Source organism: Methylocystis iwaonis (assembly GCF_027925385.1).
Lineage (GTDB): Bacteria > Pseudomonadota > Alphaproteobacteria > Rhizobiales > Beijerinckiaceae > Methylocystis > Methylocystis iwaonis.
In genome coordinates this window covers 2,108,805-2,134,993 of sequence record NZ_AP027142.1, presented here as the reverse complement: position 1 = coordinate 2,134,993, position 26,189 = coordinate 2,108,805, and the positions used below count along the sequence as shown (strand labels likewise).

Below are 26,189 nucleotides of genomic sequence, written 5' to 3'. Positions count from 1 at the left end.
TTGCCACAGAATTAATTTGCAGGCGCAACAAGATAGCGATCAGCGCCGCCGCCGGATGACATAGCGGTAATGCTCGGCGGTCTTTTCCGCGGTCACCAGCTCGTCGCCCGTCTGGCGCGCGAAGGCTTCGAAATCGGCCATCGAGCCGGAGTCGGTGGCGAGCACCTCCAAGAGCCCACCGACCGGGATTTCAGTCAAGGCTTTCTTGGTTTTCAGGATCGGCATGGGGCAGTTCAGGCCACGCGCGTCTACGGTTTTCTCGGTCATGGTCATTCGTCAGATAAAGAGGTTGATGTCGGCCTTGGCGGCCTCTTCGAGATAGGTTGCTGCGCCGCCGAAAGAGACGCCCTCGATCATGTCCTCTTTCTTGAACTCGAAGAGGTCCATGGTCATCTGGCAGGCGACGAGCTTCACGCCGCTCTCCAGCGCAATGTCGCGCAGCTCGTCGATTTTCGCGACGCCCTTCTTCTCGATCATGTTTTTCATCATCGCCGTCGCGCCGGCGGTGACGCCCGGCAGCGCGGCAAGAAGATTCGGCATGCCGAGATGCGCGCCGGCGATCGGCATTTTCATCGCCGGATTGCCGAGCGGGGAAACCTCGAGATCGAGTTCCTTCTTGAGGAGGCCGAGGCCGTAGAAGGTGAAGAAGAGCGTGACGTCCATGTCCATCGCCGCCGCGGTCGTCGCGAGAATGAAGGGCGGATAGGCCCAGTCCAGCGTGCCTTTCGAGACGATGATGGTGAGCGATTTGCGGCTTTGGGCCGTCTCTTGTGTCACGATGCGTCCGTTCCTTGGCCCCCCGGCCTGCGAGGCAAAGCCCATACCAGCCGACGGGACAAAAAGGCAAACCACCCGCGAACAGCGGATGTCGGGCGCCCGTTTGCGAGCGAAGCAAGCCAGGGCGGCGATGCGGCCCTGGATTGCTTCGTCGGCTCCGCCTCCTCGCAATGACGGCGGTGACTCCTGTGTATCCAAACGGTGCGAGCGTCGGGAGTGGCGCCGAACCAACCGAGCGGACGTCGTATCAACCAATCAGCCGCCGCCACATGCCGTACCATCCGCCGGCGCTGATCGCGAGCAGCGCCGCGAGCCCGAGCGCCGTCATGTCGGGCGGGTCGAAGCGCAACAGCCCGGCGAGCGGCGGGAAGTAGAGTCCGGCGGAGACGACCGAGAGCGCCGCTGCGGCGATCGCCCAGAAAGACAGGTTCTCGCGCGCAAAGGGCGAAACGCCTTTGGGCAAAGCGTCGGACAGCGCCAGCGTCAGATTGCCGATGATCAGCGTCGCGAAGGCGAGCCCGCGCCCTTCGGGCTCGGCGACCCCGAACCCATTGGCGAAAACATAGACGCTCAACACGGCGAGAAACACCGACAGACCCTGAGCAACGCCGAGCAACAGATCGCGCGTCCCGAAGAGCGGCTCGCTTTGCGGGCGCGGCGGCTTCAGCATGGCGTCCCTCTCGGCGGGCTCGGCCTCGAAGGCGAGGGAGCAGGTGGGATCGATGATCAATTCCATCAGCACCACATGCGCCGGAAGCAGCATGGGCGGCAGGCCCATCAGAATGGGCGCGAGTGCGAGGCCGGCGATCGGAATGTGAATCGCGGTGACGTACGTCAGCGCCTTGCGCAGATTGGCGGAAATGCGCCGCCCCAGCGCCACGCCGGCGACGATGGAGGCGAAGCGGTCGTCGAGCAGCACGATATGGGCGGCTTCGCGCGCAACGTCCGAGCCGCGTTGGCCCATGGCGATGCCGATATGCGCGGCCGCGAGCGCAGGCCCATCGTTTACGCCGTCGCCGGTCATCGCGACGATATGGCCATCCGCCTTGAACGCCTCGACGAGCGCCAATTTGTTGGCCGGCATCACGCGGGCGAAGACGCGCACGTCGCGGATTTTTCGAGCGACGTCCCCGGGCGGAATCTGTGCGATTTCCGCGCCGGTGAGAACGCCGCCGCTGATGTCGATGCCCGCCGCTTTGGCGATGGCGAGCGCCGTCGCCGGATAATCGCCGGTGATCATTGCGACCGAGACGCCGGCGCGCCGCGCGGCGGCGACCGCCTCGGGAACGTCGTCGCGGATCGGGTCTTCGAAGGCGACGAGGCCGATGACGGCGTAGGGCGCTTCTTCGAGCCCGTCGACGACGGTCGGCGTCTGCGCGACCGCCAGCACGCGCAATCCCTCCCGCGCCATCTCCTCGATGACGCTCGCATAGCGCGCGTGCTCCGCTTCGCTCGTTCGGGCCAGCCTGAAGATCGCCTCGGGCGCGCCCTTGGCGGCTTTCAGAGCGCCGCCGTCCACTCGCCAGGATTGAATGAAAGCAAGCAGCTCCGGCTTAATCGGAAAGCTCTCGGTCGCCGTCCCGCCCGCGGGGATTTCCAGCCTGTCGGCCATCGCGAGCACGGCGCGATCCATCGGATCGACCGGGTTGACGCTCGACGCGCGCCGCGCCGCCTGGATCAGCCTGTGCTGCTCGGCGTCGGGCGCGTCGGGAACGGGCTCGACGCCATCGCCGGTATAGAGCCGCGCCACAGCCATACGGTTTTCAGTCAGGGTGCCCGTCTTGTCGACGCAAAGGAGGGAGGTCGAGCCCAAGGTTTCGGTGACGGATGAGCGGCGCACGAGCACATTGCGGCCGGCGAGCCGAAAGGCGCCGATGGCGAGAAAAATCGCCAGCACCATGGGGAATTCTTCCGGCAGCAGGCCGATGGCGAGGGTGATGCCGGCGATCGCCCCCTCGAACCAGTCGCCGTGCACGAGACCGTAAGCGACGATCACCAGCGCGCAGAAGAGCAAAGCGAAGGCGCCGAGCCGCGCCACCAGCGCGCCGGTGCGTTTCTGCAACGGGCTCGGCTCGCCTTTGATCGCCGCAAGCGAGGCCCCGAGGCCGCCGACCGCCGTGCGCGCGCCGGTGCGCGCGACCCGCGCGACGCCGGAGCCGCGCACGATCATCGAGCCGGCGTAGAGGAAGGGCGTGTAATCGCCGCCGGGGTCCGGGAAGGCGAGCGCCGCGCCGTCGCCGGCAAGCGTCTTCGTGACCGGCGCGGATTCGCCGGTGAGGATAGACTCGTCGATGACAAGCGCGTCGCCGGCAAGGACAATGGCGTCGGCGGGCGCGCGCTGTCCCTCGCCGACGAGGATCATGTCTCCGGGAACGAGATCGCGCGCGGGGATTCGCCGTTCCGCGCCGTCGCGAATGACATGCGCCGTGGGTTCTGCGAGCCGCTGCAGGGCCTGAAGGGCGCGCTCGCTACGCAGCTCCTGGACAACGACGAGCATGATCGACGCGCCCGCCCCCGCGACCATGAAGAGCCCTTCGCCGAGATCGCCCACGAAAAGATAAAGCGTCGCCGCCGCCGCGAGCAGAAAGAACATCGGCTCTTTCAGCGTGCGTAGCGCTATTTGCAGAATGCCGACCGGCGGCGCCTCGGGCGGCGCATTGGGGCCGTATTCGGCGAGGAGCTGCGCGGCGTCCTGTGAGGAGAGCCCACAAAGAGGGGTTTTCATGTCGCTGGCTGGGCAGGATGGTCCGGCTCAACCTAGTCCGGATCGCGCTACCATTGAAGAGCATCCGGCCGAAAAAGATGGCCAGGCCCTAGCACGCTTTCCGCTCGCAAAGAATCGCGAAGCCGCGCGAATTTACGTGCGGCGTGCGGTGAAAGGGAGACGCCTTTCGCCTCGGCCGCCGCGGTGGCCTCATGGATAAAGCGCCATCTGCCCCTACCAGCCTTTCATGACAGTACTATAACGATGATGTCTGCGCCTGCTCGTCAGGCGGGCGACGCCTTTGGGAGGATGGAAATGTTAAAGACGATCCTTTCCTTGTTTCTGCTTGTCGCGTTGTGGAGCCCGGGTTCAGCTTTCGCGCATTTCCGGTGTGATCGCCAATATGTGAGCGGATTTTGCGCGCCGTTTCCGCCTAACGTCGTCGTCGCGCCGAGATGGGGATCGGCGCTGCCTTACGCTGAACCGCATGATCCGAGCGGAAATATAATCCTCGAAGGCGCCGCGACAGCAGGGGCGCCAGAGGGCAACTAAGGCGCGTTCCGCAAAAGCGGTCGGCCTCCAACAAAGAAAAGGGCGCTTGTCTTCAAGCGCCCTCAGTATGTCGACAAATTTCCGAGGCGGCATCGTCCTTCGAGACGCGAGCGTCGCTCGCTCCTCAGGATGAGGCCTAAGTGTTTGGCGAAGTTGCAGAAGCTCCTCATGCTGAGGAGCCTGCGCAGCAGGCGTCTCGAAGCACGAGGGGCGTTACCGCCACATCTCACGGCGCTTGTCTTCAAGCGCCCTGGGAAAACGACCTCGCAAGCCGCTTAGCGCGCTTTCCGCTCGCACGGAATCGTGCGAGCGCAGAGAAAGCGCGCAAATTCAAAAGCTGGAGCGCATTCTTTTCGCAAAAGTCTGTGAGCTTTTGCGGAATGCGCTTAGAGCGCGTCGAAGGTCTTTTTCTTGCCGTCGTGAGTCTTGATGGTGACAATGCGGACGTAGCTGCAATCGTCGAAGCCGGGCAGGGGGGAGTCGCTCTTCGCGGGCACGGTGAACTTGTCGCCAACCTTATAGGGATGGTGCAGGACCTTATCGTTATTCGGGATAGTGCATCCGCCGCCGTTCACGACGATCTCGTCGACGATCACTTTGTCCTTCTTGACGTCACATTTCACGGAGCCATCGTGCTTTTTGGAGCATTCGACGGCGTCGTCCGCGGCGTAGGCGACGGCGGGAAAAAGAGCGAAGAGAAACAGTAGCTGTAGCTTTTTCATGGGGGACGCTCGACATTCTTGCGTGGACTCTAGAGCTTGTCGCTCGGCCGTCCAAAGCACAGTTCGAAAAAGGAATTATGACAGCGGCGAGAAAAGAGGCCCGGCGCACGCCCCGAGAAAAGGCGTTTTGGACGCCGGTTCCACGCATGGAGAAAGCGCCGACGCGCCGGACGGCCTTGCTCCCGAAACTCCAACGCGCTAGCTTTCCGCCGATGGCGAGGGGCGCCGCTTGCGCGGCTGAGAAGCACCCGTCGAACCTGATCCGGGTCATGCCGGCGGAGGGAATGCCAGGGCAGGGCGCGCTCGCGCCCCTCATCCGGATTCCGTTCTTCGTCCGCCTGGCCCTCATCCGCTCCCTTTGAAGGAGCGCGATCGAAGGAAGCGCGACGATGAACATCCACGACAAACGCACGCCGCTCAGCGTCACCACCGGCCCGATCGGCAAGTCGCGCAAGCTCTATTCCTCGCCCGAAGGGCGCCCCGACATTCGCGTGCCCTATCGCGAGATCGCGCTCGATCCATCGTCCGGCGAGGCGCCCTTGCGGGTCTATGATCCGTCCGGCCCCTATGGCTGCGAGAATTTCACGCCCGATCTTTCCGCCGGCCTGCCGGCGGCGCGGCCCTGGCTCGCGACGCGCGCCGGGCTGGAGGCCTATCAGGGTCGCGCGGTCAAGCCCGAGGACAATGGCTTCGCCGAAGGCGAGCGGCTCGTGCCGCCATGCCCGGCTGAGCGCAAGCTCTATCGCGCCGCCGGCGCCGCGCCCGTCACCCAGCTCGAATTCGCCCGCGCCGGCATCGTCACGGAAGAGATGATCTATGTCGCGCATCGCGAGAACCTTTGCCGCGAACGCGCGCTCGACGCCGCCAAAGAACGCATCGCCGACGGCGAAAGCTTCGGCGCTGACATTCCCGAATTCGTTACGCCCGAATTCGTGCGCTCGGAAATCGCGCGCGGCCGCGCCATCATCCCGGCCAACATCAATCACCCGGAGCTGGAGCCGGTTATCATCGGCCGCAACTTCCTTGTGAAGGTAAACGCCAATATCGGCAATTCCGCCGTGACCTCCTCGGTCGCCGAGGAAGTTGAGAAGATGGTGTGGGCCTCGCGCTGGGGCGCAGACACGGTCATGGACCTCTCCACCGGCCGCAACATCCACAACATCCGCGACTGGATCATCCGCAACGCCAGCGTGCCGATCGGCACCGTGCCGATCTATCAGGCGCTGGAGAAGGTCGGCGGCGATGCGCTGAAGCTCGATTGGGAGGTCTTCAAGGACACGCTGATCGAGCAGGCTGAGCAGGGCGTCGATTATTTCACCATCCACGCCGGCGTGCGCCTCGCTTTCGTGCCGCTCACTGCGAATCGCGTCACCGGCATCGTCTCGCGCGGCGGCTCGATCATGGCGCGCTGGTGCCTCTCCAAACATAAGGAGAGCTTCCTCTACGAGCGCTTCGACGAGATTTGCGACATCATGCGCAAATATGACGTCTCCTTCTCGCTCGGCGACGGCCTGCGCCCCGGCTCCAACGCCGACGCCAATGACGCCGCGCAATTCGCGGAGCTGGAGACGCTCGGCGAGCTGACCAAGATCGCCTGGGAGAAGGGCTGCCAGGTGATGATCGAAGGCCCCGGCCATGTGCCGATGCACAAGATCAAAGCCAATATGGACAAGCAGCTAAAAGCCTGCGGCGAGGCGCCGTTCTACACGCTGGGTCCTCTCGTCACCGACATCGCGCCCGGCTACGATCATATTACGTCCGGCATCGGCGCGGCGATGATCGGCTGGTTCGGCACGGCGATGCTGTGTTACGTAACGCCTAAAGAGCATTTGGGCCTGCCGGATCGCGATGATGTTAAAACAGGCGTTATAACCTACCGCATCGCCGCCCATGCCGCCGACCTCGCCAAGGGCCATCCGGCGGCGCGCGAGCGCGACGACGCCATGAGCCGCGCCCGCTTCGACTTCCGCTGGAACGACCAGTTCGAGATCGGTCTCGATCCCGACACCGCGCGCCAATATCACGACGAGACCATGCCCAAGGAGGCGCATAAGGTCGCGCATTTCTGCTCCATGTGCGGCCCGAAATTCTGCTCCATGCAGATCACGCGCGATTTGCGCGAGGAGGCGAAGGAGATCGAGGCGCGCGAGAAGGGAATGGCCGAGAAGGCCGAGGAGTTCATGGAGAAGGGCGCGCAGATTTACGTGCGGGGGTGAGGGCGTGCGCGCGTAGGGCTCATAATCTGGCAGCGCCCTTCGTCTCCGCCGTGATCCGCTGTCATTCCCGACGCTCGCAAAGCGAGCGATCGGGAATCCAGAGCAACCATTGCAATTTTGGCTCTGGATTCCCGGTCGGGCTGCGCCGCCGGGAATGACAGAACCTCCGCGAACTGTTCGAGTCAAAGCTGCGACAAGGTCGTGGCGTTGAACTTCATGCCGACCGCCGTCTCCAAATTCGACAAAGCATTGTCGATCACCGCGAACATCACCGCGCGCGACGAGGCGTTGCTCAAATCGAGCGAGGCTGTCGTCGATACGGCGTTCTTCGTCAGGCTCGACGTGAACGCCGCCGCGGCCTGATTGGCGGTGAACATTTGCGCGGGCGCCGTTCCGTTCGAATAGTCGAGCGTCTGGACGACCTTGGAAAACACATTCGCCAGCGCGCTCATGCTGATGACGACGTGGTTCTGCGGCGTGACGACGGCGGTGGGGCTCGTCGTGGGGATCGGGTTTCCGTAGAGCTGATCCAGGTAATAGTGCACCTGATACGGATACTGCGCGTAAGTGTCCGTGCTCCCCCAGACCGAGGCGTAGGAATTGACCGAGGCCACCGTGGCCGCCGTCGCGCTCGCGCCGAGCTTGCTGTAACGGGACACCAAAGGTCCGTAAAAGCCCTGATTGTAGGCCGCATTGGCGATCACTTCGAGGAAGCTGTTCGGCAGCGTCTTGAATCTGACCAGCGCATTGTCGAAATCCGGCTCCCACGGCGTGACCCAGCCGCCCGCGCCCTTTCCGGTGACGTTCAGCGCGACAAGATCGTTGTAGTGGAAGAAGGCCGGCAACATCGGCCCGTAATATTTGTTGTTGAAGGAGCCGGGCGTCGACAGCGTGTGCTGCTGCGCGGCGTTGGCGATGGTGAAGCCGATGTTTTTCTGGATCGCGACATAATTGATGAGCGAATGCCCGTCCGGATTGTAGCTGCCGGAGACCATATCCGCCGCATAATTGTTGATCTGATAGGGCCCGCCTTGGCCAACCCCCATCACCGCCTGTTGCAGCGGCGACGGATCGATGAGATCGGAGCTCGACGTATAGAGCTGGGTCTCGATATTCTCCTGCAAAAGCTGCGCGAAAATCGAGCCGATCAGATAGTCGTTGTTGAACTGAACGCCGGGGAAGCCTTCCTTCACGAGGTGAGAATACATCACGCCGGCGATGACGTTCGAGGCGATCAGATCGTCGAAATTTCCGCCCGTCAGCGTGAGGGAATCCTGCGCCGTGTTCACGCCGAGCCAGAGATGGAAGTTGATCGTTCCCGAGCTTTGGCTGGAGCCGCCGGTACTGCCGCCGCCGCCGCCGCTGGCGCTTTGCGTCGTCACAGTAATCGGCGACGATTGCGGCGAGTCGCCGGCGGCGTCCACCGCCGCGACCGCAAAGCTATAACTCGTAGCGGGCGAGAGATTGGAGACGGCGACGCTGGCGCCGGTGACTGTCCCGAGCAGGGCGCCGTTCTTGTAAACTTTGTAGCCGGTCACGACGCAGGACGGGACCGTGACGGCGCTCCAGCTCAGCGTCGTGGCGGCGCTCGTCGTCCCGGAGGCCGCCAGACCAGTGGGGGCCGGCGGCGCGGATACGCAGGAGCCGCAGGCGCCGACATTGGTCCACGGCTGGCCAGAGCCCGGATAGACGCCGTTATGGGTGGCGGGCTCGTCGCCTTGCGTCCACCAATTGTTTCGATAGACGAGCGCGTTTTCGCTGACGAGATTGCCCGGCGAGGCATAGGTGGCCGACGCGCTCCAGGGAGCCGGACAGGAATTGGCGGCGAAGGTCGACGGGCTAATCAAGCATCCGATGACGGTCGTAACCAGTTGCGCCTTTAAACGCTGGTTGGTCATTCTGGCACCAATTGGAATAGGAAGGAACATCTGACGCTCTCCGAGCGCCACGACCTAGCTTGTATACATCCGTTGGCGCCAGATATCTGAAAAAATACTATAAAATTATTCGAATAATTTTATGGAATAGTCGGCGGTGTAAATATAAACCAGGCGACGGCTCGAGGCGCCGCGCCAACCCCGACGGCGCAGCTTCAAACCCTTTTCAGTTAATGACTTATGCACGCGCTCTTCGTAATCTTCGGCTTTTCGCGCCGCAGCGCGCCTCCGGCCCGCGGGCTTGGATACAAGGATCGAAGGCCTTGGGAAGAGAAATTGCCGCCAAATTCGTTCGGCTTTTTCAAGCGCCGACCGATGATATGGAGCTTGTGCGGGCGCAGTTTCATGCTTTCGCCAAGCAAATCCCCTTCTTTATATTATACTGTCGATCAATACGGCCGCTGTCGTGTTTACATTCGCGAAATTCGGTCATCCCTGGATTTCGATTTACTTGCCGCTTGCCTTGTGTCTGGCGGGTCTCGGACGCGGCGTTGCTTGGTGGCGCATCGGCCGCGCCCCCGTCTCCGACGATGTCGTCGTCCGCTATATGCGACGCACGAACAGGCTCGCTTTCATATCGGCTCTGGCCTTCATCGCGTGGGGAATGGCGCTGTTCCCTTATGGCGATGCTTACGCCCAGGGCCAGTTGGTGTTTTTCCTCGGCCTGTCGCTGATCAGCGGCGCTTTCTGCCTGATGCATCTACGGTCCGCAGCTTTGAGCGTCACATTGTTCGGCGTCGCTCCCTTCAGCATCTATTTTTTCTTCGCCGAAGAAGGGCATTTCAGATCGGCGGCGATCAATCTTGCGCTCGTTTCCCCTGGCATGATCGTGATCCTGATGATCTACAATCGTGATTTCGCCAATCTGGTCTCGTCGCGCCGCTCCCTGCTCGAAAAGCAGGAAGAGACACAGCGTCTCAGCGAAGAGAATCTTCGGCTGGCCAATCTCGACGCGTTGAGCGGGCTGCCGAACCGCCGAGCGCTCATGTCGCAACTCGAGGAGATGCATCGGGCGAGCGAGGAAGCGCATAGGCAGATTGCGGTGATATTCGTCGATCTGGACGGCTTCAAAGACGTCAACGACGCCTACGGCCACGAAACGGGCGACAGGGTGATCGAGATCGTCGCAGGCGAACTCCAGCGCTTGCTGCCTGAAGGCGCTGTCCTGGCGCGCCTCGGCGGCGACGAGTTTGCGGCGCTGATTTCGGCGAGCGATGCGGCAGCGCAGGCCGATATGTTCGCAGCGGGTGTCGTGGCGAATCTCACCGAGCCGATCCGGATCAGAGAGCGCGCCATCCAAATCGGGGCCAGCGTCGGCATCGCCTGCGCCGCGCAAGGCGCATGTGACGCCGGGGAATTATTTCGCCGGGCCGATGCGGCCATGTACGACGTCAAAGAAAATGGCAAAGCGGGCGTAAGAGTCTATTCCGCCGCGCTCGACGCCGCACGTCACAGACAGCAGGAACTCGAGGGAGAAATCCGGCAAGGACTGAACGACGGACAATTCGAGGTCTTCTATCAGCCGATCGTCGACGCCGAGGGGAAAGACATCGTCTCGGTGGAGGCGCTGTTGCGATGGCCGCGCCGTCCGGCCGGCGCCATCGGTCCCGACCAATTCATCTGCGTCGCCGAGGCGAGCGGCTTGATCAATCCGCTGGGGCTTTTCGTTCTGCGGCGGGCCTGCCAGGATATTCTCGAGGCCAAGGGGCTAAATCTCAGCGTCAATGTTTCCCCGGCGCAATTCCGCGACCCGGACTTCGAAGCGAAGATCGCCGCCGTTCTCGCCGAGACTGGTTTTCCCGCGCAGCGCCTCGAGTTCGAACTGACCGAGGGCTATCTGATCGATCATCCCGAGCGGGCGATGGCTGTGATCGCGTCGCTCAAAGGCATGGGCGTTTCGATCGCCCTGGACGACTTCGGCGTCGGTTATACGAGCATCGCCTATCTGCAACGATATGGGTTCGACAGGATCAAGATCGACAAGTCCCTCGCCGGTCGGATCGCGACCGACAAAAAAGCCGGCGTGCTCGTCGCCGGCGCGATCTACATCGCGAATGGGTTGGACATGGCGGTAACGGCCGAGGGGGTCGAGACCGAAGAACAAGCGGATTTGTTGCGGCTGGCCGGTTGTCAGTGCTTGCAAGGGTTCCGGTACAGCGAACCGAAACCAATCGACGAGATAAGAGATTGGCTGACCGAACGAAGAGGGGATGCGGCCGCCTGAGCGGATGCTGGCGACTTATGCTCAGCGCCCGTCATTGCGAGCGAAGCGAAGCAATCCAGGGCCGCCGTAGCTGCCCTGGATTGCTTCGTCGCTGACGCTCCTCGCAATGACGGCGGTGAACCAATCAAGCGGAACCCCCATTCGTCGAGGCGCCCGACCTCCGAGGCCGGGCGCCGCTCATGCGTCTTAGCTGCGGCCGAGCACCTGCACATGCACGGCGCCCGTGCCGGCGGAAATGAGGCCGATCCGCGAGGCGGCGCCGCGCGAGAGATCGAGGCTGCGGCCGGTCCAGGCCGCCGGGCCGCGGTCATTGACCCGCACCACGACCGAGCGGCCGCCATGCGAAACGAGCAGCCGCGTGCCAAGCGGAAGGGTGCGATGGGCGGCGGTCAGGCCCCATTGATTGAAGCGCTCGCCGTTCGCCGTGTGGCTGTTGGGCTCATATTTGCGCGGGCCGCCGCCATAATAGGAGGCGTTGGCCACGAAAGAGCGCGCGTTCTCGGGCATGGCGTAGCCGAAGACGTTGTCGTCGCTTGCGGCGTGGCGGCCGTGGTGACGCGATGGGATGGACTGCTGTTGTTGCGAGGCAGCGTCGGAACCGCCGAAGAGTTGTGAAACAAAATCCTGAGCGGCGGCGGGAACACTCATCAGACCTAACGCGGCTACGACAACAGAAACACGCTTCATTCCGTATTCAGCTCCTTGTGAGGCCATTCCACGAAATAAAGATTTGAGCGCATCCATATTAGATGCGTCCATCTCATTTCGATCAGGCGTGGTTGGAAGTGAGGATGCGGGGTCTAAAGGCGGAATGTGGCGAAAATGTCCTGATACACTTCTGCCTATTCATGGCGCATAATCGCCTCATTTAAGAACATGCCGCGACGCCTGTCTTTAGATTATCGATAAAACGATGCTCATGTTGGCGTATTCGGCGGCAGCCAGCCATATCGTCTCGCATATGTCTTGCCATCGAGAGAGGCTGACAAATGGGCGGCGAGGCGCCAAAAGGCTCGGGGGAGAACTCAACGCATGACCGACATCAAACGCCCCGCCGTCATCGGCGTCGTCACCGCCTCCGACCGCGCCAGCGCCGGCGTCTACAAGGACGAGAGCGGACCGGCGATCGAGGCCTATCTCACCTCCGTCCTGACGACGCCCTTCCGCATCGAGCGCCGGGTGATCCCGGATGGGTTCGAGAGCGTACGGGATACGCTGATCGACCTCGCCGACAACGTCGGCTGCGACCTCGTGGTCACGACCGGCGGCACGGGCCCGAGCCCGCGCGATCTGACGCCGGAGGCGACGCTCGCCGCCTGTCCGCGCGAGCTGCCGGGTTTCGGCGAATTGATGCGGCAGGTCTCGCTCGCGCAGACGCCGACCGCCATTCTCTCGCGCCAGCTTGCGGCGCATCGCGGCAAATGCCTGGTCATCAACCTGCCCGGAAAACCAGCCGCCATAGAGCTGTGCCTGAACGCGGTTATGCCCGCCGTGCCCTATTGCCTCGACCTCATCGGCGCCGCCTATATCGAGACGGACCCGGCGCGGGTGAAAGCCTTCCGGCCGAAGAAGTAACTACCCGTACGGGCAGTAAGCCGTTTGGCGCCGCGACAATGGGAAGGCTTCTCTTGAGGCCCTCCGGTCTGTATAGGGAGATACGCGTAGAAGGCCCGAGTCGCCGGTTCGCGCGTCTTGATGCATGCCGCAGGCGAGGGCTTGAAGAGATGAGCGATTTGCGTCTGGTCGTGGTGGGCCCGGCGGGCCGTATGGGCTGTATGCTGACGCGGGCCATCCCCGACACGCTGGGCGTGCGGCTCGTCGCGGCTGTGGAGCGCGAAGGGTCGCCCGCGATCGGCGCCGACAGCGGCGCCGCCTTCGGGCAGGCGCCCAACGGCGTGCCGGTGACGAGCGACATAGAGTCAGCGCTTTCGCAGGCCGATGCGGTCATCGACTTCTCAGCGCCCGCGGCCACAGTGGCGGTCGCCAAGGCTTGCGCCAAAAAGCGCGTCGCCCATGTCATCGGCACGACCGGCCTTGCCCCGGAAGAACTCGCGACAATCGCCGAAGCCGCCCGCGAGACGGTTGTCGTGCGCTCCGGCAATATGAGCCTCGGCGTCAACCTGCTGGCCGTCCTCGTCGAAAAGGCGGCCAAGGCGCTGGGGCCCGGCTGGGACGCCGAGATTGTCGAGATGCATCACAAGATGAAGGTGGACGCCCCCTCGGGCACGGCGCTGCTGCTGGGCGAAGCTGTCGCAAAGGGCAGGGGGATCGATCTCGCCGAGCATAGCGCGCGCGGCCGCGACGGGCTCACCGGGCCGCGCAAGGCCGGCGACATCGGCTTTGCGGCGCTGCGCGGCGGCTCGGTCGTCGGCGAACATACGGTGATCTTCGCCGGCATGGGCGAGCGCATCGAGCTCTCCCACCGCGCCGAGGATCGCGGCATCTTCGCGCGCGGCGCGATCGCGGCGGCGCTCTGGACGCGGGAAAAAGCGCCCGGGCTCTATTCCATGGCTGATGTGCTGGGCCTTTCCGGCGCGTGAGATTTGCGAGACCGACATGAGCATGAACCGCACGCTTGTCCTCGTCCGGCACGGTCAGAGCGAATGGAACGCCAAAAATCTGTTCACCGGCTGGAAAAATCCTGACCTCACGCCGCTCGGCGTCGAGGAGGCGCGTCGCGCCGGGCGTGAATTGAGGAAACTCGATCTGCTGTTCAGCGCCGGCTTCACCTCGGCGCTGCTGCGCGCGCAACATACACTGCAGCTCATCTTCGAGGAGCTGGGCCAATCCAATGTGCCGACGGTCAAAGATCGCGCGCTGAACGAGCGCCATTACGGCGATCTCTCCGGGCTCAACAAGGACGAGGCGCGCGAGAAATGGGGCGAGGAGCAGGTGCGCCTGTGGCGGCGTTCCTATGACGTGCCCCCGCCCGGCGGCGAGAGTCTGAAGGATACGGTCGCCCGCGTCGTGCCGTTTTACGTCCAGCGTATTTTGCCGCCGGTGATGCGCGGCGAGCGCGTTCTGGTCGCGGCGCATGGCAATTCGCTGCGCGCGCTCTGCATGGTGCTGGAGCAGATGACGCCCGAAAGCGTGACGACGCTGGAGCTCGCGACCGGCGTGCCGATCGTCTACAAGCTCAACGCGGATTCGACCGTGGCGTCGAAGACGGTGCTGGAGCATCGATAGTTGCCGCGAAACCGGCAATAAAAACGTCAGGCTGATACCAGATCCGCCGGATTGGCCGGCGTCATACCATTTCCGTTTGAATAGCTCGCTTTGGCGCATGTCATTCCCGACGGGCCGAAGGCCCGATCGGGAATCCAGAGCCGCAAAAGCGCTGGTTCTACTCAGAGCCCGTCATTGCGAGCGAAGCGAAGCAATCCAGGGCAGCGATGCGGCCCTGGATTGCTTCGTCGGCTCCGCCTCCTCGCAATGACGGCGGTGATTTCCTCTGTGTCTAAACGGCGCGAGCGTCGGGAATGGCGCCGAACCAATCAAGCGGATCTCGAGTCATTCCCGACGCTCGCGCAGCGAGCGATCGGGAATCCAGAGCTGCATCAGCGCTTTTGCGGCTCTGGATTCCCGGTCGGGCTTTCAGCCCGCCGGGGGGAATGACATTCCCCGATGCGAGCAGCTCAATCGGAAATAGTATGACGGGGGGCATGAGCGCCGCCGCGTCGCGGCGGTTTGCTCGAGCAAGCATTATCCGAAGCTATGCCCCTCGATGACGATGGCCTCGGCCACATGGCGCGGCACGTCGGTAATCGGAATTTCACGGCAGTTGAGGTTGTATCGATTCTCGGCGGCGTTCCAATCACAGGCGATGACAGTGTTGGCATTGGGCGAGGGGAAATACCATGTCGCCGGACGCTTGAAGGAGGTCAGCGGCTTGGAAGCATGCGCCACGAGGGCGTTGGCGAGAGCCCGCGCTTTCGTCGCGCTCTTCTTTGTGGCGGCTTTTCTTGTCTTCTTCGCGGGCGGCGTTTTTTTGAGTGCGCCGGTTTTTTTCGTTGGTTTAGTGGTCCTCGCCATAACGACTTTCCTTCTGATGCATATTCAAAACGAGAGCGTCGACTGTATTTAGAACCCGAAGCGCGTAATGGGCGCGCTCCTCATGTACACGCCGATTTGCGACGCCTGGAACGTGCCGGCGGCGACGCTGGCCAATCGCTTGCTCGACGGATCGACCGGGCCGAAAGTCAAAAGCAGGTCGTGAGTGCGATCCCGGCTCGTCGAGAGCAGCGGCCCGGCCGGGTTGACGTTGACGTGAACGAATGTCCAGGCCGGATTGATATTGCCGCTCGTCGCGACGAGGAACCTCACCTCATGCGACAGGGCGTCCTGCTTCAGCGGCGTGTCGATCCCGGTGGGCGCCGTTATCTCGCCTGTGCCGGTGGCGAGCACATGGCTGACCAGCCATTGCCTCAGCTTCAGATCGCCCTGGATGAGCAAGGATTTCATCGGCGCGGCGGCATTGTCGCCGGCCGGGCAGGGGCCGAGCCGATAGAGGTCTTGGACCGAATGGTAGAAGTTGAGCGTATCGATCCGCGTCGCATCTGCGGAGGCCGAGACGCCGCCGGCGAGCGAGAACAAGGCGGTCGCCGGATTTGGGGGCGTCCAGATCGCCGTCGGATTTATGGACGTCTTTTCGTCGATGGTCAGAGTCAGCGCGGCTTGCACGCCCCATTTTTCGAACCAGGCGGCGGTTCGTTGCCCATTTATCGCGGCAAGTTCCTTGTCTCGATCGATGACGAAAGCGACGGCGTTGCGCATCTCGCAGTTGACGCTGCGCACGATCGCTTGAACGAGAAGTTGGCCATCGGCTTGATTGCTTGGCGGGTCCGCTAGCTCCGGAACATAAGTCCCGCATCCGGTCAGGAGCGCACAAAAAAGCCCGGCGAGAGTCTTTCGAGCCATCATAACGCGGACCTCGGGAATGATCGAAAATTGAAACGGTCGCTTTGTTTAGTCGATAAAGTCTAGCTGCCGCGCGAGGCGATGGCAATTTCGTTCGGCGCATCGGAATTTGTCATTCCCGGCAGGCTGATAGCCCGACCGGAATCCAGAGCCACAAGAGCGTTGGTTCTGCTCTGGATTCCCGATCGCGCGCTTCGCGAGCGTCGGGAATGACAACGGACCGGTCGAGCGGAACCCATATCGCAGCGCGGCCGTCTACAAGAAAAAGCGCCAGCCGGCCATGTAGAGTAACGCGAGATGCAAGCACAGCAAATCACCCCCGGCGCGTTTCACTACCCGGCCTTTCTCGACGCCGCCGCGCAGGAGCGTTTGGCGCAAGAAATCGCCGATGTGATCGCGGCTGCGCCGCTCTTTACCTCGCGCATGCCGAAATCCGGCCTGCCCATGTCGGTGCGCATGACCAATTGCGGGCCGCTCGGCTGGATGAGCGATAAGGACAGGGGCTATCGCTATGAGCCGCGCCATCCCGAAACGGGCGCGCCTTGGGCGCCCATCCCGCAGATGCTGCTCGACATTTGGGATGAGCTGACCGCCTATCCGAAGTCGCCGGAAGCCTGCCTCGTCAATGTCTACGCCGCGGACGCCAAGATGGGCTTGCATCAGGATCGCGACGAAGCGGATGTCGCGGCGCCGATCCTCTCTCTGTCGCTCGGCGCCGATTGCCGCTTTCGCCTCGGCGGGCGCAAACGCGCCGACAAGACGACCGCCCTCACGCTTTCCTCGGGCGACGCGCTGATTCTCTCTGGGCCCGCGCGGCTATGTTTTCATGGGGTCGACCGCATCTTGCCGTCGATCCTCACGCCCTTGCCGGCGCCGCTCGCCGGGCAGGGCGCGCGAGTCAATCTGACATTGCGACGCGTGACTTAGCGCGCATTCAACAAAAGCTGAGGCTTTTGCGAAATCGAAACGGGGTTCAGCTCCGGTTCACCTCATCTGCGCCAAGGTGCGAACTCGAGACTGCTCAAGTGGCGGTATTGTGTCAGAGCGCCCCTTCGTTGTAGTTTCGCCGCGTCTCAAAGAGCGGCCGCGAGCGCCGAACCCATTGGCACGCGCGTTTTAAAGAATGTTGGCGAACGCGACTGCGAACGCCGAGGATGAGGAAAGGATCAAGGATGAAGACGATTTCCCTGCTGACGTTCGCTGCGAGCGTCGCTTTTGCCGCTTCCGCCGGCCAGGCCTTCGCCGCTGGCGACGCCGCCGCGGGCGAAAAGGTCTTCGCCAAGTGCAAGGCCTGCCATCAGGTCGGCCCGGGCGCCAAGAACGCCGTGGCGCCGGAGCTCAATGGCCTCAGCGGCCGCAAGGCCGGCTCGGTCGAGGGCTACAACTATTCCGAGCCGATGAAGGGCTCGGGCATCACCTGGGACGAGGCCTCCTTCAAGGAGTTCATCAAGAACCCGAAGGCCAAGGTGCCCGGCACCAAGATGATCTTCCAGGGCCTCGCCTCGGAAGGCGATCAGGACAATGTCTGGGCCTATGTCTCCCAGTTCAAGGCGGACGGCAGCAAGTAATTCGAGCGCCCACGTCCTAAGTTCAAAGCGGCCCTGATTCAGGGCCGCTTTTTCGTTTCAAAATTATCACAGTCAAGAAATTTAATAGTTGTCCAGAATGTCGCATTTCCAACCAGCGTTCTGGCGGAACTCCGCCAAGAAGAGCGACAAACTTGAAAGATTTCCAAGGTTGTTCTCAAGCTATTGCAACCAAAGACTTAACGCAGCAATACTCGAGCAGAAACATGAGATCGAGTCTAGCGGCAATCGATCCCCCACTTCTGCTTGGAGACTTTCCTGGTGACGCCCACTGCGCCTCAAAAACCCTACATTCATCCTCGCGTCAGCCTCTGCGCCATCGCCGCCGTTCTTGCCGCTCCCATTCCCGCTCTCGCACAGCATGCGCTGCCAAAAATCGATGTCGGGCATGCGCAGAAGACCGTCGTCCGCACGCCGGCGCAGCGCGCGCCGGTTCATGTCTCCCCGGTCGTGACGGCTGCGACGCCTGCGCCCACGCCTTTCATTCCGCAAGGCCAAACGCTCGGCGGCGGCCCGAGCGGCGTTGTCGGCTACGTCGCGCACGGCACCTCGACCGCCACCAAGACCAATACGCCGATCCTCGACATTCCGCAGTCGATCACCATCCTCACCAAGCAGCAGCTCGAGGACCGCAACAGCCTGACTCTCGGCCAGGCGCTCGCCTATGTGCCGGGCGTGACGGTGGCGCAGGGCGAGGGGCAGCGCGATCAGATCACCATTCGCGGCCAGCCCACAACCGCGGACTTCTATACGGACGGGGTGCGCGACGACGCTGAATATTACCGCGATCTCTACAACATGCAGGCGGTCGAGGTGCTGAAAGGCCCGAGCGCGCTCGTCTTCGGCCGCGGCGGCGGCGGCGGCGTCGTCAACCGCGTGACGAAAAAGGCGGATGGCGAAACGCTGCGCGCCGTGCAGATCTCGACGGGCAGTTTCGGCCGCAAGCGCGTGACCTTCGATGTCGGGCAGGCGATCAACGATCAGCTCGCCGTGCGCGTCAACGGGCTCTTCGAGCAGTCTTACAGCTACCGCGACTATTTCAATATGAAGCGGTGGGGAATCAATCCGACTTTCACCTGGAAGCCTTTCGAGAAGACCTTCGTCACGCTCAGCTATGAGCATTACTTCGACTACCGCACGATGGACCGCGGCATACCGTCGGTGAACTGGAACGCCAATCCGACGATCCTGGCGGCGCAGCGTCTCGGGGCCGCCGATCTCTACCCCGGCTATCCGTCGCCGACCGACCGCTCGACCTTCTTCGGCAATCCGACAGTCAACTACGCCAAGACCGACGTCGATCGCGCGGTTCTGATGATCGATCATACGACCGACTTCGGCGTCAACATCAAGAACCAGACCGTCTTCGCCAATTACGCCAAGTTCTATCAGAACACTTTCGCCAACAACGCCGTCGCCTTCTCCGGCTGCGCGGGCGCGCTGCCGCCCTGCGTGCAGCTCTCCGGTTACAACAACCAGACGCCGCGCCAGAATATCTTCAACCAGACGGACCTGACCTATACGCTGCAAATGACGCCGCAGATCAAGCACACGCTGCTTGCCGGCATGGAGTTTGGCAATCAGAAGTCCGACACCAACCGTAACAACGCCCGCTGGCTGAACCCCTTCACCGGCTCGGCGAACATCAACACTTTCTTCGGCTCTCCCACGACCTTCCTGCCGGTCGTCTTCAATAATCCGAGCTTCCGCCGCCACACCGATCTCGATCTTGCTGCGGGCTATGTGCAGGATCAGATCAGCGTCACGAAATACGTCGACATCCTCGCCGGCGTGCGCTTCGACAGCTACAGGCTCAGATTCGTCAACACGCTTCCGACTCCGACCCCGACCATCGACAATTATTGGGGCCAGACGATCACCAACAACGTGGGCAAATGGTCGCCGCGTTTCGGCCTCGTGTTCAAGCCCTTCGAGCAACTCTCGCTCTACGGCGCCTATTCGCGCACATTCCTGCCGGCGGCGGGCGATCAGTTCAACACGCTGTCGATCTCGCAGCAGAATTTGCAGCCGCAGGGATTCGAAAATGTGGAGGCGGGTTTCAAGGCTGAAATCACGCCGACCTTGCTCTTCACCGGCGCCATCTACAACCTCAATCGCAGCAACCAGCCGGTCGCGATCAACGCATTTTATAATGTGCTCACCAATACCCGCACGGTCGGCGGCGAGCTCGGCCTCGTTGGGCAGGTGACCAAGGAATGGCAGGTGTCGCTCGGCTACGGCAATCAGCACGCCTATATCACGAGCTCCGACCGCGTGCCGCTCGCAGGCACTGGGCCGCTCTTTACCGAAAAGGGCAAGGTCGTGCCGTCCGTGCCGCAGAACACTTTCACCTTCTGGAACAAATATGACGTCTCGTCGCTCATCGGCCTGGCGCCGGACGTGCTGGGCGTCGGCACGGGCGTGATCTACAACGCCAAATTCTACGCGGCGCTGGACAATGCGGTCGTCATCCCCGGTTACGCCCGCTGGGACGGGGCCGTCTATTGGAAGCTCAGCGAGCAGATTTCCGCGCAGGTGAATGTCGAGAACATTCTCGGCGCGAGCTACTACGCCTCGGCGCATAACAACAACAACATCATGCCCGGCGCGCCGCGTTCGGCCTTCCTGACGGTCAACGCTAAGTTCTGACCGGCGAAGATTGATCGTCGACGTTTGAGCGGTTGGCGCCGTCATTCCCGACGCTCGCGCCGTTCGGATAAACAAGGCATCACCGCCGTCATTGCGAGGAGCGTAGCGACGAAGCAATCCAGAGCCGTATCGCCGCCCTGGATTGCTTCGCTTCGCTCGCAATGACGGGCGCTGGGCAAAACGAGCGCTCTTGTGGCTCTGGATTCAAATGGCAATCCGAGCTGTTCAAACGGAAACGGTATCACTCGCTTCGCGAGCGTCGGGAATAACACGCGGCGGGATAACCCTGGCCCGCAAGGCAAGACTTCGCGCATAGCTTTCCCACTATCGGGCCGCTCGCCCCGGCAGCGCTTTCTCAGCACGGGCGGATCGGCTATGCGTCATCGGGCCGAGTAGGCGGCGTTCTAACCGACGCTCGCCTGCCCGATTCCCCTCGCCCGGAACAGGCCCGACGTGACGCGCAAACCCGACGAAATCTCCTCCGACCTCATGCAGCCCCTCGAAGCCCTGCCCGTGTTTTATCCGCTCGCCGGCAAGCGCGTCGTCGTCATCGGGGGCGGGGAGGGCGCGGCCTGGAAGGTCGATCTCGCCGCCGCGTCCGGCGCGCGGGTCGATGTCTACGCCGCCGACCCCTCCGATAAGCTGCGGGAGATCGTCGCCGTCCGGCAAAACGTCACGCTTCACGAGCGCGCGGCCGGGCCGGCGGATTTCGACGGCGCGGCGCTCGCGCTCGGCTCGACCTTCGACGATGCGGAGGCCGACGCCGCGCGCAAATCCGCCGACGCCGCTCATGTGCCGCTCAATCTGGCCGACCGGCCGGCGATGAGCGACTTCATCATGGGCGCCATCGTCAATCGCTCGCCGCTCGTTATCGGCGTCTCGACCGGCGGCGCTTCGCCGGTTTTCGCCCAGGCCATGCGCGGCCGCATCGAGGCCCTCGTGCCGTCGAGCTTTTCCGCCTGGGCCAAGGCGGCGCAGGAATGGCGGCCGCAAATCCTTTCTTCCGGCCTCGACTTTCTGGCGCGGCGCGATTTCTGGCGCCGGTTCACGCGGCTGGCTTTCCGCGACGTCGAGCGCCAGCCCACGACGCGCGATTGCGACGCGCTGCTGGCGCAGGCGCGCGAAGCCGGCGACGCGGCGGCGCATGGGCGGGTGACGCTCGTCGGCGCGGGGCCGGGCGATCCGGAGCTCATCACCCTCAAGGGCATGCGCGCGCTGGCCGGCGCCGATGTCGTCCTCTTCGACGATCTTGTGCCAGCAGGCATTCTCGATTTCGCCCGCCGCGAGGCGACGCGCATCAATGTCGGGAAACGCGGCTACAAGCCTTCCGTGCGACAAGAGGAGATCACCGCGCTCCTCGTCGAGCTCGCGCGCGCCGGCAAGAATGTCGTGCGCCTCAAGGGCGGCGATCCGCTGATCTTCGGCCGCGCCAATGAGGAGATCGCGGCGCTGCGCGCGGCGGGCTTCGAGATCGAAATCGTGCCCGGCGTGACGGCCGCCTTTGCCGGAGCCGCCGCGCTCGGCGCGTCGCTGACGAGCCGCGAGACCGTGCGGCGCGTGCAATTCATCACCGCCCATACGAAGGACGGCGAATTCCCCGAGGACTTCGACTGGGGCGCGCTCGCCGATCGCCGCGCGACGACGGCGGTCTATATGGGTAACCGCACTTTGCCCGAATTGTCGCGCCGCTTGCTCGAGGAGGGCATGGCGCATGACACCCCCGCCTTCCTCATCGAACGCGCCTCGACCCCTGACGAGCGCATCATCAAAGGGACGATCAGCGATCTTCCCGAGAAGGTTGCGCGTGAAGCGATCGTCGGCCCGGTGATGGTCCTGATCGGCTGGGCGCTAGTGGAGAATTGAGGCGGGCGAGGGAATGTTCGAACATTTGTAAAATAGAACATATGTTCGAACACCCGCAGCCCGTCATGGCCGGGCTTGTCCCGGCCATCCACGCCGAGGGGCACAGCCTACGCGGAAGCGTGATCGCTATGGACGAAGGCCGCGCAGGGCTTGCGATGCTCCGCGTTCCACAAACATGTCGATCATGCCCTGCTTAAGCTGTCATTGGCCCGGCGTGGATGGCCGGGACAAGCCCGGCCATGACGACAAGGCCGGTGACCAAAAGTGTGTGCAGGTGGAGAAGGGTGGCCCAGCCATCGGGCGTCTTTTAAGACGCCCGTCTGTCAGAAGCAGCGGGCGGGGTAGTAAGAGGATCCGCTTGAGCGGTTCGATGTCATTCCCGACGCTCGCGCAGCGCGCGATCGGGAATCCAGAGCAAAACCAGCGTATTTGCGGCTCTGGATTCCCGGTCGGGCTTCAGCCCGCCGGGAATGACAATCCTCAATGCGGGGGGTGTTCAACAACTCGGGGGCGCTATCACGCGGCTTCCTCAAGGAAGCCGCGCCGCCTTTACTTCCCGGGCGCGGTCTCGATCGGCGCGGACCCCGCCGGCATGGCGCCGCCGGACTCCGGCTCGATCACCGGAACGACGTCGATCTTGCCGCCGCTCGTCGCGCCGCCGGAGGTCGCCGCCGCAGGCGCGGGCTTGGGGCCGCGCTTGGCGTGCAGCAGGCCCTTATAGGCGGAGGCGCGCTGGCGCATGGATTGCGGGGCGTCGCGGTCGTTGAGCACCTGCTCGAAGACGCGCTCGGCCTCGTCGTAGTCGTCATTGAACAGCGCGTCGAGGCCGTTCCATTCCTGAGCGGAGAAGCGGAAGGCGCCTGTCGAGAGCATCAGCGGGCCGAGCGTGCGCTCGAGCTTCTCGCGGTCGTCGCCCTCGAGCACGATCAGCGCCGCGCGCAGCATGGCGATTTCCTGCGTCAGCTTATCGACGTTGGGGTCTTCGCCGATCGCGCTCAATTCGCTGAGCGCCTGCGCCTTATCGGGACGCGCCTCGGCGGCGCGGATGCGGGCGAGGGCGGCGTAGCCCTTGGGACCGTCCTTGGCGATGGCGTCGAAAGCGGCGGCGGCCTCGGCGTTCTTGCCCTCGTCGGCCAGCGCCACGGCGGCGACATAGCGGGCGTTGGCCTCCTCGGCGGCCTTGAGGCGCTTATCCTGATAATAGCTCCAGGCGCCGGTCGCGGCGACGATCAGAAAAGCTCCGACGAAAATCGGCGTCTGATAGCGGCGCCAAAATTCGGCGGCTTTGTCCCGGCGGACGTCTTCGTCGACCTCGTGGAAAATATCCGACATGCTCGCGCGACCCTTGCGTTTCCGATTTTTCTTGTCCCCGAAGGGGAGACGCAGGGGTTAGCACAGGCGGGCGCGAAAGGCGAGCATTGCCCGGCCAGAACGCTCCAGCCCCGAGCCGTCACAAAATCGCGGCCGCAGCCTTCAGCAAATGCGCTTCATCAGGCGCTTCAACGCAGGAAACTGAGAGCCCGGCCGCTTTCAGTGGAGCCGCGACGTCCTGCGATAGCGCGACATGAGCCATCCGCCGGAGCTGAGCCGCCAACCCTGCAGCCGAGGCGAGCCGCAAAAATATCTCCGCGCTGCGTCGAGAGTAGTGGAGGATGATGTCGATCTCCCCGGCCGCCAGCGCCGCGCGCGCTTCGTCGGAGAGGGCCTCGGCCGCCCGCGCCTCATAGACGTCGACGGCTGTGACGGCATGGCCGGCGCAGCGCAGGCCGGCCTCCAGCGCCGGCTGCCGATCCCGCCCGGCGAGGTATAGGAAATGGGCCGGGGCAGGGTAGCGGGCAAGCAACAGCGGCAGGATGGCCTCGGCCTTTCCGGCAACGATGTCCGGGCGCCAGCCGCGCTCTAATGCGGTCTTAGCGGTCTTGGCGCCGACGGCGTGCAGAGGCAGGGCCTTATAAGGTTCCGCATCCGTTCCAGCGCAGTCGATCCCCTTGGCGCTCGACGCCAGCACGGCGTCATAAGCGCCCGGCGGAACGCGCGCCCCGGTCGCGCCAACCTCCAGCACGGGTGATACGACTGACGTAAACCCTAATGAATTTAGTTTTTCCGCTGTACGTAAAGCATCTTCCGCTGCACGTAAGACAAGGGCGCGCCTCACATCAGCCCCGCGACGCCATGCGGCAGCTTCAGCACGATCTCATTGCCCGCGTCGGCGCCGATCATCGCCGCGTCGATCGCGCGGCCCTTGCGGCGCGTCATCCACACTTGGCTGCCATCCGCTTTCAACACCTCGCCATAGAAGGAGAGCTCGTCGCCCGAGACCGTCGCATGGCCGGCGATCGGGGTGCGGCAGGAGCCGTCGAGCGCGGAAAGAAAGGCGCGCTCGGCGGCGAGCGCGAGGGCCGTCGCCGCGTCGAGCAGCGGGGCGAGCGCCGCGCGCGTCTCGGCGTCGCCGGCGCGGGCCGTTATGCCGATCGCGCCTTGTCCGACGGCCGGCGGAAAATCCGCGAGCGGCAACAGCGCCGTCGCGCGATCGGCGAGGCCGAGCCGCTTCAACCCGGCGAGCGCCAGAAGCGTGGCGTCGATCTCGCCGCTCTCCACCTTGCCGAGCCGCGTATGAACATTGCCGCGCAACAGCGTAGTCTGCAGATCGGGGCGGCGGCGCTTCACCTGCGCGGCGCGGCGCAGCGAGGCGGTGCCGACAACAGCGCCCGGGGGCAGGGCGTCGATCGTCATGCCGTCGCGGCCGATCCAGGCGTCCCGCACATCCTCGCGCGGCAGATAGCCGGCGATGATGATCTCCGCCGGCAGATGCGTGGGGAGGTCCTTCGAGCTGTGCACGGCGAGGTCGATGGCGCCGCCGATCAGCGCGAGATCGAGCTCCTTGGTGAAGAGCCCCTTGCCGCCGGAATCGGCGAGAGACCGGTCTTGAATCTGGTCGCCGGTCGTCTTGATGATCTCGACGGGAAAATGCTCCTCGCTCACGCCATGCGCCTCGGCGAGGAGGGCGCGAACCATATGGGTCTGCGCGAGCGCCAGCGGGCTGCCGCGCGTGCCGATGCGAAGGCTCTTGATCGTCATGAGGTTTCCCAGCGTGAGAGTTGCGCGGGACTATAAGGGCCGGGAAGGGAAGGGCAAGCCGCGGCGCCTCTAGGCTTCTGCTGTCCCCCGGATCGCGGTCATTCTTTAGTTGTCCTCGCCTTCAAACTGTCACCCTTCTTTCCGGGCTGCTCTGTCACCGTTCTATCAGGGCTGGACCGCCCGCCGGCTCCTCTCCCCGCAAGCGTCGCTTGCGGGGAGAGGAGCAGAGCGCGGCCTTCATCGAGAAATTTGCTCCCCAATTTATCCCCACCCCCAAAACCTCCATTATCCTTCCCTGGCCTCGCCAACTTGCAGGGGCGTCGTCAGGGTCGGCGGCGCCGGCGGGGTCGGTTAAGCGCGGGACGCGACCCTCGTTCCGTGCGGGACTCCGGCGCCGCCCGCCGGGTCTCTCCTTCGTGGGGAGATTGCGTGATGCAAGTCACGCAAAGGCTGGGCAGAATATCCGCGCCCGCAACACGCGGCCCGAGTACCGAAAGGGAAAGCGCCGGCGGGCCGGAGGCGACGCATGTCGAGGCCCTTGCGACGCGCCCAAAGACTGCAAAGCCTTTGGGAAAGAAGCGGCCGCCGTCTGGCGGTCGTGCCGGACGGAGGAACCGCCACTTAGATGGCGCTACTTCGGCTCGGAAAGGTGCGCGCGAATAAAGACCGCAGCCGGGACGCCCTTGGTTCCGATGCGCTTATTCTTTCACGCTACCGGCCGAACGGGGCCGGGGCGTCCCGGCTTCCTGGATCGCTCGCGTCGGAAACGGCGGCGGGGAATTTGGCGCTGGGCAGTTCTGCGGAGGCGTTTGGGAAGCTGAATCGCCCCCCACCCTTGATCCCTCCCCGCCACTCCGTGGGGGGAGGGAGAAAAGCGGCGCCGCTAGGGATCACCGGCAAGCAACGCTGACAAATTTGGGCGCGAGCCGCCTCCCTCCCCCTTGCGGGGAGGGATCAAGGGTGG

At 63.7% G+C, this 26,189-nt stretch carries 20 protein-coding genes and 1 riboswitch; of the genes, 9 read left to right on the top strand and 11 right to left on the bottom strand.

What is annotated here, in order from left to right:
- Positions 1 to 39: 39 nt before the first annotated feature.
- The 4 genes from QMG84_RS10325 to QMG84_RS10310 form a co-directional block, all read right to left on the bottom strand.
- Entirely contained in the window at positions 40 to 267 is a 228-nt protein-coding gene (locus tag QMG84_RS10325) for a sulfurtransferase TusA family protein (protein ID WP_281927695.1), read from the bottom strand.
- Positions 268 to 276: 9 nt separating this feature from the next.
- The gene (dsrE2, locus tag QMG84_RS10320; protein WP_281927694.1) at positions 277 to 777 is read right to left on the bottom strand and encodes a sulfur carrier protein DsrE2; all 501 of its coding nucleotides are present in this window, start codon (positions 775 to 777) and stop codon (positions 277 to 279) included.
- Positions 778 to 1,024: 247 nt separating this feature from the next.
- A complete protein-coding gene (locus QMG84_RS10315) occupies positions 1,025 to 3,502 on the bottom strand; it encodes a cation-translocating P-type ATPase (protein ID WP_281927693.1) in 2,478 nt (825 codons plus the stop codon).
- A 917-nt stretch (positions 3,503 to 4,419) separates the two neighbouring features.
- The gene (locus QMG84_RS10310; protein WP_281927691.1) at positions 4,420 to 4,755 is read right to left on the bottom strand and encodes a hypothetical protein; all 336 of its coding nucleotides are present in this window, start codon (positions 4,753 to 4,755) and stop codon (positions 4,420 to 4,422) included.
- Between the two features lie 208 nt (positions 4,756 to 4,963).
- Positions 4,964 to 5,057, top strand: a riboswitch (TPP riboswitch).
- Positions 5,058 to 5,144: 87 nt separating this feature from the next.
- On the opposite strand from QMG84_RS10310, the gene thiC reads away from it, so the two are divergent.
- A complete protein-coding gene (gene thiC / locus QMG84_RS10305; protein ID WP_281927690.1) occupies positions 5,145 to 6,971 on the top strand; it encodes a phosphomethylpyrimidine synthase ThiC in 1,827 nt (608 codons plus the stop codon).
- Between the two features lie 182 nt (positions 6,972 to 7,153).
- On the opposite strand, the gene QMG84_RS10300 is transcribed toward thiC, so the two are convergent.
- A complete protein-coding gene (locus QMG84_RS10300) occupies positions 7,154 to 8,869 on the bottom strand; it encodes a fibronectin type III domain-containing protein (RefSeq protein ID WP_281927689.1) in 1,716 nt (571 codons plus the stop codon).
- A 445-nt stretch (positions 8,870 to 9,314) separates the two neighbouring features.
- Here QMG84_RS10300 and QMG84_RS10295 point away from each other — a divergent pair, with 445 nt between their 5' ends.
- Entirely contained in the window at positions 9,315 to 11,132 is a 1,818-nt protein-coding gene (locus QMG84_RS10295) for a putative bifunctional diguanylate cyclase/phosphodiesterase (RefSeq protein WP_281927687.1), read from the top strand.
- Between the two features lie 186 nt (positions 11,133 to 11,318).
- On the opposite strand, the gene QMG84_RS21410 is transcribed toward QMG84_RS10295, so the two are convergent.
- Positions 11,319 to 11,819 carry a septal ring lytic transglycosylase RlpA family protein gene (locus QMG84_RS21410; RefSeq protein WP_349362179.1) on the bottom strand — a complete coding sequence of 167 codons (501 nt, stop codon included), beginning with the start codon at positions 11,817 to 11,819 and terminating at the stop codon, positions 11,319 to 11,321.
- A gap of 345 nt (positions 11,820 to 12,164) precedes the next feature.
- Here QMG84_RS21410 and mog point away from each other — a divergent pair, with 345 nt between their 5' ends.
- The 3 genes from mog to QMG84_RS10275 all read left to right on the top strand — a co-directional run bounded on the left by mog (position 12,165) and on the right by QMG84_RS10275 (position 14,318).
- Entirely contained in the window at positions 12,165 to 12,707 is a 543-nt protein-coding gene (gene mog, locus QMG84_RS10285; protein ID WP_281927685.1) for a molybdopterin adenylyltransferase, read from the top strand.
- 149 nt (positions 12,708 to 12,856) lie between these two features.
- Positions 12,857 to 13,672, top strand: a complete 816-nt coding sequence (gene dapB, locus QMG84_RS10280) for a 4-hydroxy-tetrahydrodipicolinate reductase (RefSeq protein ID WP_281927684.1) — start codon at positions 12,857 to 12,859, stop codon at positions 13,670 to 13,672.
- 16 nt (positions 13,673 to 13,688) lie between these two features.
- Entirely contained in the window at positions 13,689 to 14,318 is a 630-nt protein-coding gene (locus QMG84_RS10275; RefSeq protein WP_202071777.1) for a 2,3-bisphosphoglycerate-dependent phosphoglycerate mutase, read from the top strand.
- Positions 14,319 to 14,834: 516 nt separating this feature from the next.
- Here the strand turns inward: QMG84_RS10275 and QMG84_RS10270 are convergent.
- Complete coding sequence (locus QMG84_RS10270; RefSeq protein ID WP_281927682.1) at positions 14,835 to 15,164, bottom strand: hypothetical protein; 330 nt, start codon at positions 15,162 to 15,164, stop codon at positions 14,835 to 14,837.
- Between the two features lie 48 nt (positions 15,165 to 15,212).
- On the bottom strand, positions 15,213 to 15,926 hold the full coding sequence (locus QMG84_RS10265; RefSeq protein ID WP_281927680.1) for a hypothetical protein: 714 nt from the start codon (positions 15,924 to 15,926) through the stop codon (positions 15,213 to 15,215).
- 420 nt (positions 15,927 to 16,346) lie between these two features.
- Between QMG84_RS10265 and QMG84_RS10260 the strand changes: the two genes are divergently transcribed.
- From QMG84_RS10260 to cysG, 4 genes are all read left to right on the top strand, one after another.
- Entirely contained in the window at positions 16,347 to 16,976 is a 630-nt protein-coding gene (locus QMG84_RS10260; RefSeq protein ID WP_281927679.1) for an alpha-ketoglutarate-dependent dioxygenase AlkB family protein, read from the top strand.
- Positions 16,977 to 17,221: 245 nt separating this feature from the next.
- Positions 17,222 to 17,617, top strand: a complete 396-nt coding sequence (locus QMG84_RS10255; RefSeq protein WP_202071773.1) for a cytochrome c-554 — start codon at positions 17,222 to 17,224, stop codon at positions 17,615 to 17,617.
- 279 nt (positions 17,618 to 17,896) lie between these two features.
- The gene (locus QMG84_RS10250; protein ID WP_281927676.1) at positions 17,897 to 20,284 is read left to right on the top strand and encodes a TonB-dependent receptor; all 2,388 of its coding nucleotides are present in this window, start codon (positions 17,897 to 17,899) and stop codon (positions 20,282 to 20,284) included.
- 453 nt (positions 20,285 to 20,737) lie between these two features.
- Positions 20,738 to 22,147, top strand: coding sequence for a siroheme synthase CysG (gene cysG / locus QMG84_RS10245; protein ID WP_281927675.1), 1,410 nt, complete (start codon positions 20,738 to 20,740; stop codon positions 22,145 to 22,147).
- A gap of 549 nt (positions 22,148 to 22,696) precedes the next feature.
- Here the strand turns inward: cysG and QMG84_RS10240 are convergent.
- From QMG84_RS10240 to hemC, 3 genes are all read right to left on the bottom strand, one after another.
- Positions 22,697 to 23,479: a tetratricopeptide repeat protein gene (locus QMG84_RS10240; RefSeq protein WP_202071770.1), complete on the bottom strand. Its 783-nt coding sequence runs from the start codon at positions 23,477 to 23,479 to the stop codon at positions 22,697 to 22,699.
- A 118-nt stretch (positions 23,480 to 23,597) separates the two neighbouring features.
- Entirely contained in the window at positions 23,598 to 24,209 is a 612-nt protein-coding gene (locus QMG84_RS10235; protein ID WP_281927674.1) for a uroporphyrinogen-III synthase, read from the bottom strand.
- An 89-nt stretch (positions 24,210 to 24,298) separates the two neighbouring features.
- Positions 24,299 to 25,225 carry a hydroxymethylbilane synthase gene (gene hemC / locus QMG84_RS10230; RefSeq protein WP_281927672.1) on the bottom strand — a complete coding sequence of 309 codons (927 nt, stop codon included), beginning with the start codon at positions 25,223 to 25,225 and terminating at the stop codon, positions 24,299 to 24,301.
- Between the last annotated feature and the right edge of the window lie 964 nt (positions 25,226 to 26,189).